Raw genomic sequence first — 16,730 nt, forward strand, 5'->3', positions numbered from 1 at the left:
GCCTGTTCTTTAGGGAGCAGGCGTGTGGAGAGCGCTATGCCAGCGTCTGCTCAGGCCGCTGTTCTATCTGTCAGCGGCATCGGCAAAACCTACGTCCAACCTGTTCTCGGCGATATCGACCTGACCCTCGTGCGTGGCGAGGTACTGGCGCTGACCGGAGAAAACGGTGCCGGTAAAAGCACCCTGTCGAAAATCATCGGCGGCTTGGTCACGCCAACCACGGGCCACATGCAATTTCATGGGCAACCCTATGCGCCTGGCAGCCGTAGCGAGGCAGAGAAGCTGGGGGTGCGCATGGTGATGCAGGAACTGAACCTGCTGCCCACTCTGTCCGTTGCCGAAAACTTGTTCCTTGATCATTTGCCCAGCCGCGCGGGCTTCATCAACCGCAAGAAGCTCCGTGAGCAGGCCATCAAGGCCATGGCCCAGGTGGGACTGGATGCGATCGACCCGGATACGCCGGTCGGTGAGTTGGGCATTGGCCACCAGCAGATGGTGGAGATCGCGCGAAATCTAATTGGCGATTGCCATGTCCTGATCCTCGATGAGCCGACGGCAATGTTGACGGCCAGGGAGGTCGAGATGCTTTTCGAGCAGATATCTCGCCTTCAGGACCGGGGCGTTTCCATCATTTATATTTCCCACCGTCTGGAAGAACTGGCCCGTATCGCCCAACGCATCGCTGTACTGCGCGATGGCAAGCTGGTGTGCGTGGACGCGATGGCCCAATACAACAGCGAACAGTTGGTTACCTTGATGGTGGGGCGTGAGTTGGGGGAGCACATCGACCTGGGTCAGCGTGCTATCGGAGAAGTGGCCCTGTCGGTCAAGGGGCTTGGTCGATCCGACAAGGTGCGTGATGTCTCCTTCGACGTGCGTGCCGGGGAGATTTTCGGCATTTCCGGACTGATCGGTGCGGGCCGGACTGAATTGCTGCGCCTGATTTACGGTGCCGACGTCGCCGACAGCGGCACGGTGTCGGTTGGCAATCCTCTACGCCCGGTGCGTCTCAGTTCGCCGGTCGACGCCGTCCGTCAAGGCATCGCCCTCATCACCGAAGACCGCAAAGGTGAGGGGCTGCTGCTGACGCAGTCCATCAGTGCAAACATCGCGTTGGGCAACATGGGCGCCATTTCCACTTCTGGCGTGGTCAACGGCGGCGCTGAAATGGCATTGGCCTGTCGCCAGGTGGATGCCATGCGTATCCGCAGTTCCAGCCCGACACAGCTCGTCTCCGAGTTGTCCGGGGGCAATCAACAGAAGGTGGTCATCGGACGCTGGCTGGAGCGCGACTGCCGGGTGATGCTGTTCGACGAGCCGACCCGCGGAATCGACGTCGGCGCCAAATTCGACATTTATGCGTTGCTGGGCGAATTGACCCGCCAAGGCAGGGCGTTGGTGGTGGTCTCCAGTGACCTGCGCGAGTTGATGTTGATCTGCGACCGTATCGGTGTGTTGTCCGCAGGCCGGCTGATCGACATCTTTGATCGTGACACCTGGACCCAGGACCAACTGCTCGCTGCTGCCTTCGCTGGCTATCAAAAACGTGATGCGCTGCTGTCAGACGCTGCGCTCGGGGATTCTCGATGAAGACTTCAACCACTCCTGCCGCGTTGCCTTCGCCCGCTAAACGCACCGGCCATTATTTCGGCCTGGGCACTTACTTGGGGTTGGCGGGCGCTTTACTGGCGATGATCGTGCTGTTTTCGCTGCTCAGTGATCACTTCCTGTCCTACGAAACGTTCAGCACCCTGGCCAACCAGATTCCAGACCTGATGGTGCTCGCCGTCGGCATGACGTTCATCCTGATCATCGGCGGCATCGACCTGTCGGTCGGCTCGGTGCTCGCCCTTGCCGCGTCGGCGGTCAGCGTCGCCATGCTGAGGTGGGGATGGGGTGTGCTGCCCTCTGCGCTGCTGGGGATGGTGTGTGCCACTGCCGCAGGTACCTTGACCGGGTCGATTACCGTCGGATGGCGAATCCCTTCGTTCATCGTTTCGCTCGGTGTGCTGGAGATGGCTCGAGGCGTGGCGTATCAATTGACCGACTCACGTACGGCCTATATCGGTGATGCCTTCGCCTGGCTGTCGAACCCTTTCGCCTTTGGCATCTCCCCTTCGTTCATTATCGCCCTGGTGGTGATCCTCGTCGCCCAGACTGTGCTGACCCGTACGGTATTCGGGCGTTACCTGATTGGCATCGGCACCAACGAAGAGGCCGTACGTCTGGCAGGCATCAATCCCAAACCTTACAAGATTCTGGTGTTTTCGCTCATGGGGTTGCTGGCGGGACTGGCAGCGTTGTTTCAGATTTCCCGCCTGGAAGCAGCAGATCCGAACGCCGGTTCCGGCCTTGAACTGCAGGTCATCGCGGCCGTGGTCATTGGTGGCACCAGCCTGATGGGGGGGCGTGGTTCGGTCATCAGCACGTTTTTCGGGGTGTTGATCATTTCGGTGCTGGCGGCCGGATTGGCGCAGATCGGCGCGACCGAGCCGACCAAGCGCATCATCACGGGGGCCGTGATCGTCGTCGCGGTTGTTCTGGACACTTACCGCAGTCATCGCGCACGGCGGCGTGGCTGATATGGCAACCATCAAAGATGTGGCTGCAATTGCGGGGATTTCCTACACGACGGTTTCCCACGTCCTGAACAATACGCGACCGGTGAGCGACGAGGTGCGCAAAAAAGTCGAAGCGGCCATTGCCCAACTCGATTACGTTCCCAGCGCGGTGGCACGCTCGCTCAAGGCGAAGTCGACTGCCACGATAGGCCTGTTGATTCCCAACGGCATCAACCCGTATTTCGCTGAATTGGCCCGGGGCATCGAGGATTACTGCGAGCGCAATGGGTTCTGCGTCATTCTCTGCAACTCGGACGACAATCTGGAGAAACAGCGCAACTACCTGCGCGTGTTGCTCGAAAAGCGGGTCGATGGCTTGATCGTTTCGTCCGTGGGCGGGGGCGACAGCCTCGCCGACAGCCTGTGCGCGGTCCGGACGCCGATGGTCATCGTTGACCGGGATCTGGAGAATGTCACTGCGGACCTGGTGCGCATCGATCATGAGCTTGGCGGGTATCTCGCCACCTCGCACCTGCTTGAATGGGGGCATCGTCACATCGCCTGTATCTGTGGTCCGGAGCACACCAGCGTGGCGCGCATGCGCCTGGCCGGGTATCGGCGGGCAATGTTCGAGCGTGGCGTGCCCGTGCGTGAGCACTGGGTGGTGGAAAGTGATTTCACCGGCCCCAGCGGTTATCAGGCGGCTTCTCGGCTGCTGGAGGGCGAGCGCCCGACGGCGATTTTCGCTGCCAACGATATGGTCGGCATCGGCGTGTTGCGCGCCGCGGCCGAACGAAACCTCAAGGTGCCTGCAGACTTGTCGGTGATCGGTTTCGACGACATCCAGATGAGCCAGTATGTCTACCCGGCGCTGACGACGGTCGGGCAATCGATCCTGCAACTGGGCGAGCGTGCGGCAGAGGTTCTGCTGAATCGAATTTCAACGCGCGGCGCGGCGCCGATTCAGAGGCTGATCGTGGCACCGAGCATCGTGCTGCGCGAGTCCACGGCAGCCCCGGCTAACGCCTTCACCGAATTTCGCTGAACCGGCCGCGAAGGTGCCGGAGAGAAGAGTACGACGTCATGCAAGCAAACGTAGTGATAGTGGGCAGTCTCAACATGGACTTGGTCACCCGGGCGCCCCGCCTGCCACGGGCGGGGGAGACGCTGGCCGGGCAATCGTTCGTCACGGTGCCGGGCGGCAAGGGGGCGAACCAGGCCGTCGCCGCTGCTCGTTTGGGCGCCCGTGTGGCGATGATTGGTTGCGTCGGTGACGATGCTTATGGCGAACAGTTGCGCTCGGCCCTGCTCAGCGAAGGGGTCGATTGCCAGGCGGTGACGACCGTGCCAGGCATCTCGACGGGCGTTGCGCTGATCGTGGTCGATGACAGCAGCCAGAATGCGATCGTGATCGTCGCTGGAGGCAATGGTTGCCTCTCGGCCGCGGTGGTGGACCGGTTCGATACGCTTCTCAACCAGGCCGAGGTCATCATTTGTCAGTTGGAGACGCCGACCGAGACGGTCGGGCATGTCCTCAAGCGCGGCCGAGAACTGGGCAAGACCGTCATCCTCAACCCGGCACCCGCGACCGGTCCGTTGCCTGACCAATGGTGCGGGTGGATCGATTACCTGATCCCCAACGAGAGCGAGGCGGCCCTCTTGACCGGCCTGCCGGTCGACAGTATCGCCTCCGCGCAAGCCGCCGCGTCGGCATTGATGAGGGCAGGGGTTGGCAAGGTGGTCGTCACATTGGGCGAGCAGGGGGCCGTCTTCGCCACGCAGGAGGGGGCACAGCACTTCGCTGCGCCCCGCGTTCAACCGGTCGACACTACGGCAGCCGGAGACACCTTCGTGGGTGGTTTCGCCGCGGCCCTGGCAGCAGGGCAGTCCGAAGCTGAGGCCATCCGCTATGGTCAGATCGCCGCTGCGCTGTCTGTCACGCGGGCCGGTGCCCAGCCTTCCATTCCCAGCAGACAAGACGTTCAGGACTACCGACCATGAAGAAGACTCCGCTGCTCAACATTGCGCTGTCGCGCGTCGTGGCGTCCCTCGGGCACGGTGATACCCTTCTGATCGTCGACGCCGGCATGCCGGTACCGCCTGGCGTCGAGCTCATCGACCTGGCAGTTACCCAGGGTGTACCGGATTTCATGACGGTCCTGACCACGGTGCTGGCCGAGATGCAGGTGGAGAGCCATGTGCTGGCAGACGAGATGCTCGCTCGGCAACCGCCAGCCCTGGCAGGCATCCAGGCACTGCGGGCAGCTGGAAGCCTAGGCCAGCAGCGCTTGATCAGTCATGACGCCTTGAAGCAATTGAGCCGTAACGCGCGTGCGATCGTGCGCACAGGTGAATGCCAGCCTTACACCAACATCGCCCTGGTGGCGGGTGTCGTTTTCTGACACCTTCGACCAGGCTTACACCGAAGAAACAGGGAGTTTCCAATGCCGAAATATCGTCGTATTGCCATTCAACTCATCAGGAGTCTTGCACTGTTGGCCATTTTCTCCGGTACAGCGGCTCATGGAGCAGAAAGGCGTGATGTGATCATCGACACCGACCCAGGTGCGGATGACGTGGTGGCACTCCTGCTGGCTCTGGCCTCACCTGAAGCGTTGAATGTGCTGGCCATCACAACCGTGGCCGGTAACGTGCGGATCGACAAGACCTCGCGCAATGCGCGCCTGGCCCGTGAATGGGCGGGGCGCGAAGAGGTGCCGGTATACGCGGGTGCGGGCCAGCCGTTGGTCCGAACGCCCATCTACGCGGAAAACATCCATGGCGCGGAAGGCTTGCCGGGTGTCGCGGTGTACGAGCCGAAACACGGCCTGGCCAAAGGCAATGCTGTGCAGTACCTGATCGATACGCTGGGCAAGGCGGCCCCTCACAGCGTCACCGTCGCCATGCTGGGGCCGCAGACCAACCTGGCATTGGCATTGATTCAGGCACCTGAGATCACTCGCGGGATCAAGGAAGTGGTGGTCATGGGAGGTGCGCACTTCAACGGCGGGAACATCACGCCGGTGGCGGAATTCAACCTTTTCGCCGACCCTGACGCGGCGAAAGTCGTGCTGGCCAGTGGCGTCAAGCTGACCTACGTGCCGCTCGACGTCACTCACAAGATGCTGACCAGCGATCAGCGCATCCAGAAAATCAAGGGCTTGAATAACCGGGCCGGGGAGCGGGTCGCTGACATTCTCAACGAATACGTCAAGGCCGACATGGTGCACTACGGACTCCCCGGCGGGCCTGTGCACGATGCCAGCGTCATCGCATGGCTGCTCAAGCCTGACCTGTTCAGTGGCAGGCAGATCAACCTCGCGATCGATAATCGAGAGGGCGTCACGATGGGCCAGACCGTGGCTGACTGGTACGACACGCTAGGGCGACCCAAGAACGTCTACTGGGTCGAAAGCGGTGACGCTCAGGGCTTCTTCGACTTGCTGACGGAGCGTCTTGCGCGCTTGAAATGAGGTTTGTCCCCCTCCCACCGCAGGGGCGGAGGCAGGTTCCTTTCAGTCGGGCCTGCCGACCGTCTCGCTGCCTGTAAGCTGCGATTGTGATGACCGTCCCAAACGTTTTGTGACGATTTGCTTGCCGGCCGGGCCGTTGGCTCGGGCAGACTTCTTGCCTCAATCAAGCAACGGCATGGCCGGTCGACAGCATCCGCGCGAAACCATGTCATCCGGGTGCTGTCGCAAACAGGCTTGTCTATGTAAATCTCAAGGAGGCGGTATGCCCTGGAAATACGCGTCATCGGGTCTGGTTCTGGTCGCTGCGGTACTGGCCGGTTGCAGCAGTACGTCGGAGTCGACACAGCCCTCGGCGAATGCTTCGCCTTCGGATTCTGCCTACTCCCGGTGCGATGCGGCGGCCGCGCAGTTCGCGCTTGGCAAACCGGCTTCTGCAGCGTTGCTGGAGCAGGCGCGAGTGAAGGCGGGCGCGCAGACAGCCCGTGTGCTGGGCCCCAACGACATGGTCACCCTGGAATATCGCTCCGATCGGCTGAATCTGAACACCGACAAGAGCGCAACGGTGAATCGCGTGAACTGTGGCTGACGCTTTGTAACAGGCGTAAAAAAACCCCGTCGAAGACGGGGTTTTTTGTTGCGTTCGGATTACTCCGGACGAACTTGAGCGGCTTGCATGCCCTTTTGGCCTTTCTCAGCCACGAAGGAAACGGTCTGGCCTTCTTTCAGGCTTTTGAAACCGTCGCTTTCGATAGCCTTGAAGTGTACGAACAGGTCGTCACCGCCACCTTGTGGAGTGATAAAGCCGAAGCCTTTTTCATCGTTGAACCATTTTACGGTGCCGGTTTGGCGATTAGACATGGTGAATCTCCAGAAACATAATTTTCAGTAGTACTGTGCTGCTCAGGCCAACTGGGCACACGCGGGCTATCATAGTCGAAATGTGTGACGGCTGGACTTTTTCGGTAAGAACTTTGTGCCAGTGCCGTACATCGTTCCGTCATATGGCCGGATTATTTCCTGTCGGTATCAGGAAGAAGGCTGTCAGTGCTCTTGCTGCAAATGGGCCAAAGCCCCCTGTTTAAGCGGCTTTGAGCGGATCGAGGCAGCCAGGAGGGCAGGCCGCCTCATTGCGCTGTTCGGGGGCAATGTAAATTTTTTATTTTTTGCCTTTGAGGCAGTTTTCACCCACCGCTTTTTGCAAACGAGCGGTCATTTCAGTGCTGGGTGTCTTGTTTTTGTCGCTCAGGGAAGCAATTTCCTTGTCGGAAAAGTTCTTTTCGATCTGCTGAGCACCACATTCGCAATGCGCCTTCGCCGCATTGGCATCCATCCCAGGGTTATTCTGAGTTGCCGCCGCGGTGCACTCACTCATGTAGGTGGATCGGGTCTGCGCATCCATGGCGGCGTGGGCGCTCAATGGAAGCGCCAATGCCAATGGAGCGAGCAGGGCGGCAACATGTAGAACCTTCATGGTGGTTTCCTTCTTGTCTGTGGGGCTGCCGTCGGCAGGCCTTTAAGGGAGGGTATCGGTTCATCTGACGGCAGTGAGCACAGCCAGTTCAGTATCGCGGCAAATCCTACAGTCCCAGTCTGATGCTTTATTCGCAATCGAGTGCCCGCGACGTGACCTCAAGCGCAATGGCTGTGCTAGCATGGCCGCCCGCAGATTCGCTCGCGTCTCTCGGGGCAGGCCGCTTTCAGCCAAAGGCCTGTCTATTTTGCTTATCCAGTCACTCTGGTTCGGTCATTGGTTGGCCCTTGGGCTCCTGCCACTGTGAGGCAGGTACACCGCCGAATCGCGTACTGGCCCTATCCCAACCCACGTGACCTTTGGTAGGGGTCACCACTAGGAGAGGAGGCGCCATGCCAACTATTACTCTTCCCGACGGCAGTCAACGTTCTTTCGATCACCCGGTATCCGTAAAACAGGTCGCCGAGTCCATCGGTGCAGGCCTGGCGAAGGCAACACTCGCGGGCCGGGTCAATGGTCAACTGGTCGACGCCAGCGATCTGATCGAGGCCGATGCAACCCTGCAGATCATTACCCCGAAGGATCAGGAAGGTCTCGAGATCATCCGTCACTCCTGCGCGCACCTGGTCGGCCATGCGGTCAAACAGTTGTACCCGACGGCGAAGATGGTCATCGGTCCGGTCATCGATGATGGTTTCTATTACGACATCGCCTACGAGCGTCCTTTCACGCCGGACGATATGGCGGCGATCGAGCAGCGCATGCAGCAGCTCATCGACAAGGACTACGACGTCATCAAAAAGATGACGCCCCGTGCCGAAGTCATCGAGGTGTTCAAGGCGCGCGGTGAAGACTACAAGCTGCGCCTGGTCGAGGACATGCCGAATGAGACGGCCATGGGCCTGTACTACCACGAAGAATACGTCGACATGTGCCGCGGCCCGCACGTGCCGAACACCCGCTTCCTGAAGTCGTTCAAGCTCACCAAGCTGTCCGGTGCCTACTGGCGCGGCGATGCCAAGAACGAGCAGTTGCAGCGGGTGTACGGCACTGCCTGGGCGGACAAGAAGCAACTGGCAGCGTACATCCAGCGCATCGAAGAAGCGGAAAAGCGCGACCATCGCAAGATCGGCAAGCAGCTTGATCTGTTCCATCTGCAGGAAGAAGCGCCGGGCATGGTTTTCTGGCATGCCAATGGCTGGACGATTTACCAGGTGCTCGAGCAGTACATGCGCAAGGTGCAGCGCGAGAATGGCTACCAGGAGATCAAGACCCCGCAAGTGGTCGACCGCATTCTCTGGGAGCGTTCGGGTCACTGGACCAACTATGCCGAGAACATGTTCACCACGTCGTCCGAGAGCCGCGACTACGCGGTGAAGCCGATGAACTGCCCGTGTCACGTTCAGGTGTTCAATCAAGGGCTGAGGTCCTACCGTGATTTGCCGCTGCGGCTGGCGGAATTCGGTGCCTGCCACCGGAACGAGCCATCCGGCGCGCTGCATGGCATCATGCGCGTGCGCGGTTTCGTACAGGACGACGCCCATATCTTCTGTACCGAAGATCAGGTGAAGAAGGAAGCGGCTGACTTCATCAAGCTCACGCTGGATGTCTACAAGGACTTCGGCTTCACCGACATCGCCATGAAGCTGTCGACTCGTCCGGTCAAGCGTGTCGGCTCCGAGGAATTGTGGGATCGCGCTGAAAGCGCCCTGGCCGATGCGCTCAACGAATCTGGCCTGGAGTGGGAATATCAGCCAGGAGAAGGGGCGTTCTATGGGCCGAAGATCGAGTTCACCCTGCGAGATTGCCTCGGACGAAACTGGCAATGCGGCACGTTGCAGTACGATCCCAACCTGCCGGAGCGGCTGGACGCCAGTTACGTGGCCGAAGACAACAACCGCAAGCGTCCGGTGATGCTGCACCGTGCGATCCTCGGCTCCTTCGAACGGTTCATCGGTATGTTGATCGAGCATTATGCCGGCGTGTTCCCCGCCTGGCTTGCGCCCACTCAGGCCGTGATCATGAACATCACCGATAAACAGGCCGATTTTGCCCTCGATGTTGAAAAAAATCTCAACGAAAGCGGGTTTCGTGCCAAGTCCGACTTGAGAAATGAAAAAATCGGCTTTAAAATCCGCGAGCATACTTTGCTCAAGGTTCCTTATCTCCTCGTGATAGGAGACAAGGAAGTTGAGGCCAAAACTGTCGCTGTGCGTACCCGTGAAGGCGCAGACCTCGGCTCGATGCCGGTCGCGCAATTCAAGGAGCTCCTCGCACAAGCGGTTTCCCGGCGTGGTCGCCAAGATTCGGAGTAATTATTATTAAGCGTGAAATGAGACAGGATAAACGAACTGCACCGAAGGCCCCGATCAACGAGAATATCTCGGCACGCGAGGTTCGGTTAATTGGCGCTGACGGCGAGCAGATTGGCATCGTCTCGATTGATGAAGCGCTTCGAATTGCTGAAGATGCGAAGCTGGATCTGGTAGAAATTTCCGCGGATGCCACCCCACCGGTTTGTAAGGTGATGGACTACGGCAAGCATCTTTTCGAGAAGAAGAAGCAAGCCAGCGAAGCGAAGAAAAACCAGAAGCAGATTCAGATCAAAGAAATCAAGTTTCGTCCAGGGACGGAGGAAGGGGATTACCAGGTAAAACTACGCAACCTGGTACGTTTCCTGAGTGACGGGGACAGGGCCAAGATTTCCTTGAGATTTCGTGGTCGTGAGATGGCCCACCAGGAGCTGGGGATGGAGCTGTTGAAGCGGGTTGAAACTGACCTGCTCGAATACGGTTCGGTCGAACAGCATCCTAAGATGGAAGGACGCCAGCTGATCATGGTCATCGCCCCGAAAAAGAAAAAGTAACCTCCAGGGCACGGCAGGCCTTGCGGTTATGTTTATCAACTGAATGCGGAGTATCCGAACATGCCAAAGATGAAAACCAAAAGTGGTGCAGCTAAGCGGTTTCTGAAAACCGCGAATGGCATCAAGCACAAGCACGCTTTCAAGAGCCACATCCTGACCAAAATGTCGACCAAGCGTAAGCGTCAACTGCGCGGCAGCAGCCTGCTGCACGCATCTGACGTGGCAAAAGTCGAGCGCATGCTGCGCCTTCGTTAATTTTGATCAAAGATAGAGGAAGTAACTCATGGCTCGTGTAAAGCGTGGCGTCATTGCCCGTAAGCGTCACAAAAAAATTCTGAAACTTGCTAAAGGCTACTACGGCGCGCGTTCACGCGTGTTCCGCGTTGCCAAGCAAGCGGTAATCAAGGCAGGCCAATACGCCTACCGTGACCGTCGTCAGAAAAAACGTCAGTTCCGCGCTCTGTGGATCGCTCGTATCAATGCGGGTGCCCGCACCAACGGTCTGTCTTACAGCCGTCTGATCGCTGGCCTGAAAAAAGCATCGATCGAGATCGACCGCAAGGTTCTGGCTGATCTGGCAGTGAACGAAAAAGCGGCGTTTGCTGCGATTGTCGAGAAAGCTAAAGCCTCGCTGGCTTAAGTCCCCCGGCAATCACCAGGCCTCTCTCGGGGTCTGGTGTTAAACGTCTTGAATAGGGGAAGAGCCTTGTAAGCTCTTCCCCTATTTCGTATCTGGAGTCTGTAAATGGAAAACCTGGACGCGCTGGTTTCGCAAGCTCTTGAGGCTGTGCATAGCGCCGAAGATATCAACGCCCTGGAGCAAATCCGAGTTCATTACCTTGGCAAGAAGGGTGAATTGACCCAGGTGATGAAGACCCTGGGGAATTTGCCGGCTGAAGAGCGTCCGCAGGTCGGTGCGCTGATCAACGTCGCCAAGGAGCGTGTCACAGAGGTCCTCAATGCCCGCAAGGCGTCCTTCGAGGAAGCGGAGCTGGCCGCTAAACTGGCCGCCGAATCCATTGATGTGACCCTGCCTGGCCGCGGCCAGACCACAGGCGGTCTGCACCCCGTTACCCGGACTCTGGAACGTATCGAACAATTCTTCACCCATATCGGCTACGGCATCGCCGAAGGCCCTGAGGTGGAAGACGATTACCACAACTTCGAAGCGCTCAACATTCCGGGTCATCACCCGGCGCGCTCGATGCACGACACCTTTTATTTCGATGCACGCATGCTTCTGCGGACCCACACCTCGCCGGTGCAGGTCCGGACCATGGAGGCCAACAAGCCGCCGATTCGCATCGTGTGCCCCGGTCGCGTTTACCGAAGTGACTCCGATATCACGCACTCCCCGATGTTCCATCAGGTTGAAGGCCTGTTGATCGACCGCGATATCAACTTCGCCGATCTGAAGGGCACCATCGAAGAATTCCTGCGCGTGTTCTTCGAAAAAGAACTCGCCGTACGTTTCCGCCCTTCGTATTTCCCGTTCACCGAGCCCTCTGCGGAAGTCGACATGGAGTGCGTGATGTGCAGCGGCAAAGGTTGCCGTGTCTGCAAGCAGACCGGATGGCTGGAAGTCATGGGCTGCGGCATGGTGCACCCGAATGTGCTGCGCATGTCCGGCATCGATCCGGAGGAATTCCAGGGCTTTGCTTTCGGTATGGGCGCAGAGCGCCTGGCCATGCTGCGTTACGGCGTCAATGACTTGCGCCTGTTCTTCGACAACGACTTGCGGTTCCTCGCGCAGTTTCGCTAGGTCGCCGTCACGAACTTATTAGGAGAGCAGGATGAAATTCAGTGAACAATGGCTGCGTGGCTGGGTAAGCCCGCAAGTATCCCGTGACGAGTTGGTCGCTCGTCTGTCGATGGCCGGTCTGGAGGTCGACAGCGTGACCCCGGCTGCCGGCGTTTTCAGTGGTGTCGTGGTGGGCGAGGTGCTGAGCACCGAGCAGCATCCGGATGCCGACAAGTTGCGAGTCTGTCAGGTCAGCAACGGTGCGCAAACCTTTCAAGTGGTCTGCGGTGCGCCGAACGTGCGCCCAGGGCTGAAGATTCCGTTCGCGATGATCGGGGCGCAGTTGCCTGGCGACTTCAAGATCAAGAAAGCCAAACTGCGTGGCGTTGAGTCCAACGGCATGCTCTGTTCGCAAGCCGAGCTGCAGGTGGGCGAGGGCAACGATGGGCTGATGGAGTTGCCGGTCGATGCGCCGGTCGGGAAGGATTTCCGCGCGTACCTGGAGTTGGACGACGCGAGCATCGAGGTCGATCTGACGCCTAACCGCGGTGACTGCCTGTCGGTCGCGGGCCTGGCGCGCGAAGTGGGGGCTTTGTACGATGCCCGCGTGACCCGCCCTCAGATCGCGTCCGTGCCTGCGGTACATGACGAGGTGCGTCCGGTTGAGGTGCTGGCGCCCGCCGCCTGTCCTCGTTATCTGGGCCGCGTGATTCGCAATGTCGATCTGTCTCGTCCTACCCCGCTGTGGATGATCGAGCGTCTGCGTCGCTCCGAAGTGCGCAGCATCGATGCCGCGGTCGACATCACCAACTATGTGATGCTGGAACTGGGCCAGCCGCTGCATGCGTTCGACCTCGCTGAAATCAATGGCGGCATCCGTGTCCGCATGGCGGAAGAGGGCGAAAAGCTGGTGCTTCTGGATGGCCAGGACGTCACCCTGCGCGCTGACACGCTGGTTATTGCCGATCACCAGCGTGCGTTGGCCATCGCTGGCGTCATGGGCGGAGAGCACAGTGGTGTGAACACTTCCACCACCCGGGATATCTTTCTGGAAAGTGCGTTCTTCGACCCAATCGCAGTGGCCGGTAAAGCGCGCTCCTACGGGTTGCACACAGACGCTTCCCATCGCTACGAGCGAGGCGTGGACTGGCAACTGGCTCATGAAGCCATGGAGCGTGCCACAGGCTTGCTGCTGGAAATCACTGGCGGCGAAGCCGGCCCGATCATCGAGGCGGTCAGTGAACAGCATCTGCCGTCCATCGCACCTGTCACTTTGCGTGCGGATCGTATCGAGCAAATGCTGGGCATGACCCTGGAGGCTGCGGAGGTCGAGCGTTTGCTCACCGCGTTGGGCTTGAAAGTGTCTCCCGAAACGGCGGGGCAGTGGCAAGTGGAGGTCCCTAGCCACCGGTTCGATATCAGCCTGGAAGTGGACCTGATCGAGGAGCTGGCGCGTCTCTACGGCTACAACCGTCTGCCCGTTCGTTATCCGCAAGCGCGCCTGGCGCCACAGGCTCGTGCCGAGGCGCGTGGTGACCTGCCGGCACTGCGTCGTCTGTTGGTTGCGCGCGGTTATCAGGAAGCGATCACTTACAGCTTCATTGATCAGAAATGGTTCGAGCTGTTCACGCCTGGGGTCGAGCCGCTGTTGCTGGCCAACCCGATTTCCGCGGACATGGCCGCCATGCGCGCGTCGTTGTGGCCGGGGCTGGTCAAGGCGTTGCAACACAACCTCAACCGCCAACAGGATCGCGTACGTCTGTTCGAAAGCGGGTTGCGTTTTGTTGGTCAGCTGGAAGGTTTGAAACAAGAGCCTATGCTGGCAGGTGTGATCTGCGGCAGCCGCCTGCCGGAAGGCTGGGCGCAGGGGCGTGATGCGGTTGACTTCTTCGACGTCAAGGCTGATGTCGAAGCGGTGCTGGGCTTCTCTGGAGCGCTGGGCGATTTCCGTTTTGTGCCCGGCAAGCATGCCGCTCTTCACCCGGGCCAGACGGCTCGTATCGAGCGCAACGGTCGTGAAGTGGGCTACGTCGGTTCGCTGCATCCGGAATTGGTCAAGACGCTGGGGCTCGATCGCCCGGTCTTCGTATTCGAACTGGTGCTGGCGGAAGTGGTGGAAGGGCGCCTGCCGAAATTCCATGAGCTCTCGCGCTTCCCGGAAGTCCGTCGGGACTTGGCTTTGCTGGCAGACCGCGAGGTTTCAGCGACGTCGGTCCTCGACGTTATCCGTGAAAATGCAGGGGAGTGGCTGACAGACCTCAGGCTGTTTGATGTGTATCAGGGTAAAGGCATTGATCCGCTTAGAAAAAGCCTCGCCGTTGGCTTGACCTGGCAACATCCATCGCGCACTCTTACTGACGATGAGGTAAACGCTTCGACGCAGCAAATTCTCACCTCGCTTGAGGAAAGGTTAAACGCCACGTTAAGGAAGTAGCGTATGGGGGCTCTGACGAAAGCTGAGATGGCCGAACGTCTGTACGAAGAGCTTGGCCTGAATAAACGAGAAGCCAAGGAACTGGTTGAGCTGTTCTTTGAGGAAATCAGGCACGCTCTGGAGGATAACGAGCAGGTCAAATTGTCCGGTTTCGGCAACTTTGACTTGCGCGATAAACGCCAGCGACCGGGTCGAAATCCCAAGACAGGGGAAGAGATCCCGATTACCGCTCGCCGTGTGGTCACCTTTCGTCCAGGGCAGAAATTGAAGGCCCGAGTTGAGGCTTATGCTGGAACCAAGTCATAACGACGAGCTGCCGCCCATTCCGGGCAAGCGTTACTTCACCATTGGTGAGGTCAGCGAGCTCTGCGCGGTGAAGCCCCACGTTCTGCGTTATTGGGAACAGGAGTTTCCTCAACTCAACCCGGTCAAGCGTCGCGGAAACCGGCGGTATTATCAGCGACAGGATGTGCTGATGATCCGCCAGATCCGCGCGCTGCTGTACGATCAAGGCTTCACCATCGGCGGTGCGCGTCTGCGCATGTCCAGTGATGAAGTCAAAGACGATTCTCTGCAATACAAGCAGTTGATCAAACAGATGATCGTAGAGCTGGAAGATGTGCTGGTGGTGCTACGAACGTAGCACTCGATAAAATACTTCCATCTTTCAAAAGCTTAGGGTATATTCCTCACCGCTTTCGCAAGAAGCCAAAAGTTTCACGCCTAGTCGGGGCGTAGCGCAGTCCGGTAGCGCACTTGCATGGGGTGCAAGGGGTCGAGTGTTCGAATCACTCCGTCCCGACCATATTATTTACTGACTTAGCCACCGTTTGGTGGCTTTGTTGTTTTCGGGTCAGTGACTTTTCGAGTGACCCTGCTGCTTCTCATCATGCATTTCTCCTTTTCAGAATCGTCAACGCTGGTGCGCGAGAGTCGGTTGCTGATACCTTGTTTGCCGCTGCAATCAGTTGATCCAGTTCCGCAGCGGAATAGTGGCTGGTGATGCTCCCATTCTTGTGGCCAAGCAACGCTTTGCGATCCTCCTCTGTCACGCCTGCTGCACGTAGCCTTCTGCCAAAGGTGTGCTTCAGGTCGTGAACACGAATGCACAAATACCCGTCATGGGCTTTGCGCAGGAACTTCTCCCCCCATTTCTTCGCCGCTCGGATCCTTGCCTTCTTCCAGGCCGAGTCGTTCATGCGGTGAACAGTGGTCTCATTCCCGTCTCCATCTGGCTTGCCAAACGGAAAGACGTACAGCGGATGCTTGCAGTGGTTTAATGGCTCCGGACACCTCAATAGGGGAAACTCTACCCACTGAGGAGTCGCCATGAGTTCATCCATCCCTTCGCAGATGGCAATGGGCGAATGGGGCGCCTATGGCAAACCTTGATACTCAGCCAATGGCGAGCGGTTCTTGCGTATTTGCCAGTCGAGAGTGTAATTCGCGAACAACAGGATGCTTATTATGAGGCGTTGGCCATCTCTGACAAGGCAGCAGAGGCGACACCTTTTGTTGAGTTCATGCTGGCGGCCCTGCGCCAGGCATTGCTTGAAGGTGTTGCAGGCGATCAAGGAGGCGACCAAGTAAGCGATCAAGTAGCACGCCTGCTGCAAGCGCTACCGCCAGGTGAGGCCCTCAAAGCCAGCGAATTGATGCAGCGCTTAGAGCTGGCGCATCGCCCGACCTTCAGCAACAACTACCTCAAACCTGCCTTGGTTGCCGGCTTGATCGAGATGACCGACCCCGCGTCGCCACGTAGTCCAGCACAGAAGTACCGAAGAGCTGGATTTTTCAAGTAATGCTGGAGCAATCCGATGACTAGGTGTTTGTCTGAAAAGGCGTCGAGGGGCGACCACGCAGACGTTGCCGCCGTCTCTTGGCCGACAAAGGGTACGACAGTGAAGCGCTCCGGCGTCACTGCGATTGTGTCGGTATCCAACCGATCATTGCTCGACGTAGGATGCATCGCAAGCCACGTCTTGGACTTCCTCGATTTTTCGATCGATCCCAGTACAGAAAGCGCAATGCGGTTGAACGCCTGTTCAGTTGGCTCAAGGAAAAACGCAGGTTCTGCACCCGTTTCAACAAGCTGGCTCGCCGCTTCAGACCCATGGTGAACCTGGCCTGTATCGATCAATGCTGGCGCGTCGACTTTTCAGACAAAACCAAGGTGCCTGTAGG

Annotated in this window: 17 protein-coding genes, 1 tRNA gene and 3 pseudogenes; 18 read left to right on the forward strand and 3 right to left on the reverse strand. The window is 58.7% G+C overall.

The annotated features are described in order from the left end of the window. Positions 1-36: 36 nt before the first annotated feature. The 7 genes from N5D61_RS00455 (at position 37) to N5D61_RS00485 (ending at position 6,620) form a co-directional block, all read left to right on the forward strand. Positions 37-1,590, forward strand: coding sequence for a sugar ABC transporter ATP-binding protein (locus N5D61_RS00455; protein ID WP_279890087.1), 1,554 nt, complete (start codon positions 37-39; stop codon positions 1,588-1,590). After that, positions 1,587-2,582, forward strand: coding sequence for an ABC transporter permease (locus N5D61_RS00460; protein ID WP_108238064.1), 996 nt, complete (start codon positions 1,587-1,589; stop codon positions 2,580-2,582). The genes N5D61_RS00455 and N5D61_RS00460 overlap by 4 nt, the downstream gene beginning before the upstream one ends. Before the next feature lies 1 nt (position 2,583). Next, complete coding sequence (locus N5D61_RS00465) at positions 2,584-3,606, forward strand: LacI family DNA-binding transcriptional regulator (protein WP_279890089.1); 1,023 nt, start codon at positions 2,584-2,586, stop codon at positions 3,604-3,606. Positions 3,607-3,644: 38 nt separating this feature from the next. Then, entirely contained in the window at positions 3,645-4,562 is a 918-nt protein-coding gene (gene rbsK, locus N5D61_RS00470; RefSeq protein WP_279890090.1) for a ribokinase, read from the forward strand. Beyond that, positions 4,559-4,963: a D-ribose pyranase gene (gene rbsD, locus N5D61_RS00475; RefSeq protein ID WP_279890092.1), complete on the forward strand. Its 405-nt coding sequence runs from the start codon at positions 4,559-4,561 to the stop codon at positions 4,961-4,963. The genes rbsK and rbsD overlap by 4 nt, the downstream gene beginning before the upstream one ends. Positions 4,964-5,005: 42 nt before the next feature. Then, a complete protein-coding gene (locus tag N5D61_RS00480; protein WP_279890093.1) occupies positions 5,006-6,034 on the forward strand; it encodes a nucleoside hydrolase in 1,029 nt (342 codons plus the stop codon). Between the two features lie 262 nt (positions 6,035-6,296). After that, entirely contained in the window at positions 6,297-6,620 is a 324-nt protein-coding gene (locus N5D61_RS00485) for an I78 family peptidase inhibitor (RefSeq protein WP_108238069.1), read from the forward strand. 59 nt (positions 6,621-6,679) lie between these two features. Here the strand turns inward: N5D61_RS00485 and N5D61_RS00490 are convergent, their stop codons facing one another. Then, a complete protein-coding gene (locus tag N5D61_RS00490) occupies positions 6,680-6,892 on the reverse strand; it encodes a cold-shock protein (protein ID WP_003179963.1) in 213 nt (70 codons plus the stop codon). Positions 6,893-7,190: 298 nt separating this feature from the next. Next, the gene (locus tag N5D61_RS00495; RefSeq protein ID WP_108238070.1) at positions 7,191-7,505 is read right to left on the reverse strand and encodes a hypothetical protein; all 315 of its coding nucleotides are present in this window, start codon (positions 7,503-7,505) and stop codon (positions 7,191-7,193) included. Positions 7,506-7,897: 392 nt separating this feature from the next. Here N5D61_RS00495 and thrS point away from each other — a divergent pair, with 392 nt between their 5' ends. The 9 genes from thrS to N5D61_RS00540 all read left to right on the forward strand — a co-directional run bounded on the left by thrS (position 7,898) and on the right by N5D61_RS00540 (position 15,351). After that, positions 7,898-9,820 carry a threonine--tRNA ligase gene (gene thrS, locus N5D61_RS00500; RefSeq protein ID WP_108238071.1) on the forward strand — a complete coding sequence of 641 codons (1,923 nt, stop codon included), beginning with the start codon at positions 7,898-7,900 and terminating at the stop codon, positions 9,818-9,820. Further along, positions 9,820-10,371 (forward strand): translation initiation factor IF-3, encoded by a 552-nt coding sequence (gene infC / locus N5D61_RS00505; protein ID WP_177411056.1) that lies wholly within the window; start codon positions 9,820-9,822, stop codon positions 10,369-10,371. Before thrS ends, infC begins: the two co-directional genes overlap by 1 nt. A 60-nt stretch (positions 10,372-10,431) precedes the next feature. Beyond that, positions 10,432-10,626, forward strand: coding sequence for a 50S ribosomal protein L35 (rpmI, locus tag N5D61_RS00510; protein ID WP_027620572.1), 195 nt, complete (start codon positions 10,432-10,434; stop codon positions 10,624-10,626). 28 nt (positions 10,627-10,654) lie between these two features. Then, positions 10,655-11,011, forward strand: a complete 357-nt coding sequence (rplT, locus tag N5D61_RS00515) for a 50S ribosomal protein L20 (protein WP_045490382.1) — start codon at positions 10,655-10,657, stop codon at positions 11,009-11,011. Positions 11,012-11,116: 105 nt separating this feature from the next. Next, positions 11,117-12,133 carry a phenylalanine--tRNA ligase subunit alpha gene (gene pheS / locus N5D61_RS00520; protein ID WP_108238073.1) on the forward strand — a complete coding sequence of 339 codons (1,017 nt, stop codon included), beginning with the start codon at positions 11,117-11,119 and terminating at the stop codon, positions 12,131-12,133. A 31-nt stretch (positions 12,134-12,164) separates the two neighbouring features. Continuing rightward, a complete protein-coding gene (gene pheT, locus N5D61_RS00525) occupies positions 12,165-14,546 on the forward strand; it encodes a phenylalanine--tRNA ligase subunit beta (RefSeq protein ID WP_279890095.1) in 2,382 nt (793 codons plus the stop codon). Between the two features lie 3 nt (positions 14,547-14,549). Then, the gene (ihfA, locus tag N5D61_RS00530; RefSeq protein ID WP_002553164.1) at positions 14,550-14,852 is read left to right on the forward strand and encodes an integration host factor subunit alpha; all 303 of its coding nucleotides are present in this window, start codon (positions 14,550-14,552) and stop codon (positions 14,850-14,852) included. After that, entirely contained in the window at positions 14,833-15,189 is a 357-nt protein-coding gene (locus N5D61_RS00535) for a MerR family transcriptional regulator (RefSeq protein WP_108238075.1), read from the forward strand. The genes ihfA and N5D61_RS00535 overlap by 20 nt, the downstream gene beginning before the upstream one ends. Before the next feature lie 85 nt (positions 15,190-15,274). Next, positions 15,275-15,351 (forward strand) — tRNA-Pro (locus N5D61_RS00540). An 82-nt stretch (positions 15,352-15,433) separates the two neighbouring features. Here the strand turns inward: N5D61_RS00540 and N5D61_RS00545 are convergent. Beyond that, positions 15,434-15,808: pseudogene (locus N5D61_RS00545) on the reverse strand (tyrosine-type recombinase/integrase); the annotation flags it as partial. A gap of 69 nt (positions 15,809-15,877) precedes the next feature. Here N5D61_RS00545 and N5D61_RS00550 point away from each other — a divergent pair. Beyond that, a pseudogene (locus N5D61_RS00550) lies at positions 15,878-16,348 on the forward strand (Fic family protein); the annotation flags it as partial. A 43-nt stretch (positions 16,349-16,391) separates the two neighbouring features. Continuing rightward, a pseudogene (locus tag N5D61_RS00555) lies at positions 16,392-16,644 on the forward strand (transposase); the annotation flags it as partial. Positions 16,645-16,730: the final 86 nt, after the last annotated feature.

This window comes from Pseudomonas sp. GD03842, from assembly GCF_029841165.1.
GTDB lineage: Bacteria > Pseudomonadota > Gammaproteobacteria > Pseudomonadales > Pseudomonadaceae > Aquipseudomonas.

Excerpts from the sequence above, each read along its gene's own strand:
- N5D61_RS00485 (WP_108238069.1), top strand. The coding sequence starts at position 6,297 with ATGCCCTGGAAATACGCGTCATCGGGTCTGGTTCTGGTCGCTGCGGTA.
- N5D61_RS00465 (WP_279890089.1), top strand. The coding sequence starts at position 2,584 with ATGGCAACCATCAAAGATGTGGCTGCAATTGCGGGGATTTCCTACACG.
- pheS (WP_108238073.1), top strand. The coding sequence starts at position 11,117 with ATGGAAAACCTGGACGCGCTGGTTTCGCAAGCTCTTGAGGCTGTGCAT.
- pheT (WP_279890095.1), top strand. The coding sequence starts at position 12,165 with ATGAAATTCAGTGAACAATGGCTGCGTGGCTGGGTAAGCCCGCAAGTA.
- rbsK (WP_279890090.1), top strand. The coding sequence starts at position 3,645 with ATGCAAGCAAACGTAGTGATAGTGGGCAGTCTCAACATGGACTTGGTC.
- thrS (WP_108238071.1), top strand. The coding sequence starts at position 7,898 with ATGCCAACTATTACTCTTCCCGACGGCAGTCAACGTTCTTTCGATCAC.
- N5D61_RS00480 (WP_279890093.1), top strand. The coding sequence starts at position 5,006 with ATGCCGAAATATCGTCGTATTGCCATTCAACTCATCAGGAGTCTTGCA.
- rplT (WP_045490382.1), top strand. The coding sequence starts at position 10,655 with ATGGCTCGTGTAAAGCGTGGCGTCATTGCCCGTAAGCGTCACAAAAAA.
- N5D61_RS00490 (WP_003179963.1), bottom strand. The coding sequence starts at position 6,892 with ATGTCTAATCGCCAAACCGGCACCGTAAAATGGTTCAACGATGAAAAA.
- N5D61_RS00455 (WP_279890087.1), top strand. The coding sequence starts at position 37 with ATGCCAGCGTCTGCTCAGGCCGCTGTTCTATCTGTCAGCGGCATCGGC.
- N5D61_RS00535 (WP_108238075.1), top strand. The coding sequence starts at position 14,833 with ATGCTGGAACCAAGTCATAACGACGAGCTGCCGCCCATTCCGGGCAAG.
- N5D61_RS00495 (WP_108238070.1), bottom strand. The coding sequence starts at position 7,505 with ATGAAGGTTCTACATGTTGCCGCCCTGCTCGCTCCATTGGCATTGGCG.
- rpmI (WP_027620572.1), top strand. The coding sequence starts at position 10,432 with ATGCCAAAGATGAAAACCAAAAGTGGTGCAGCTAAGCGGTTTCTGAAA.
- rbsD (WP_279890092.1), top strand. The coding sequence starts at position 4,559 with ATGAAGAAGACTCCGCTGCTCAACATTGCGCTGTCGCGCGTCGTGGCG.
- ihfA (WP_002553164.1), top strand. The coding sequence starts at position 14,550 with ATGGGGGCTCTGACGAAAGCTGAGATGGCCGAACGTCTGTACGAAGAG.
- N5D61_RS00460 (WP_108238064.1), top strand. The coding sequence starts at position 1,587 with ATGAAGACTTCAACCACTCCTGCCGCGTTGCCTTCGCCCGCTAAACGC.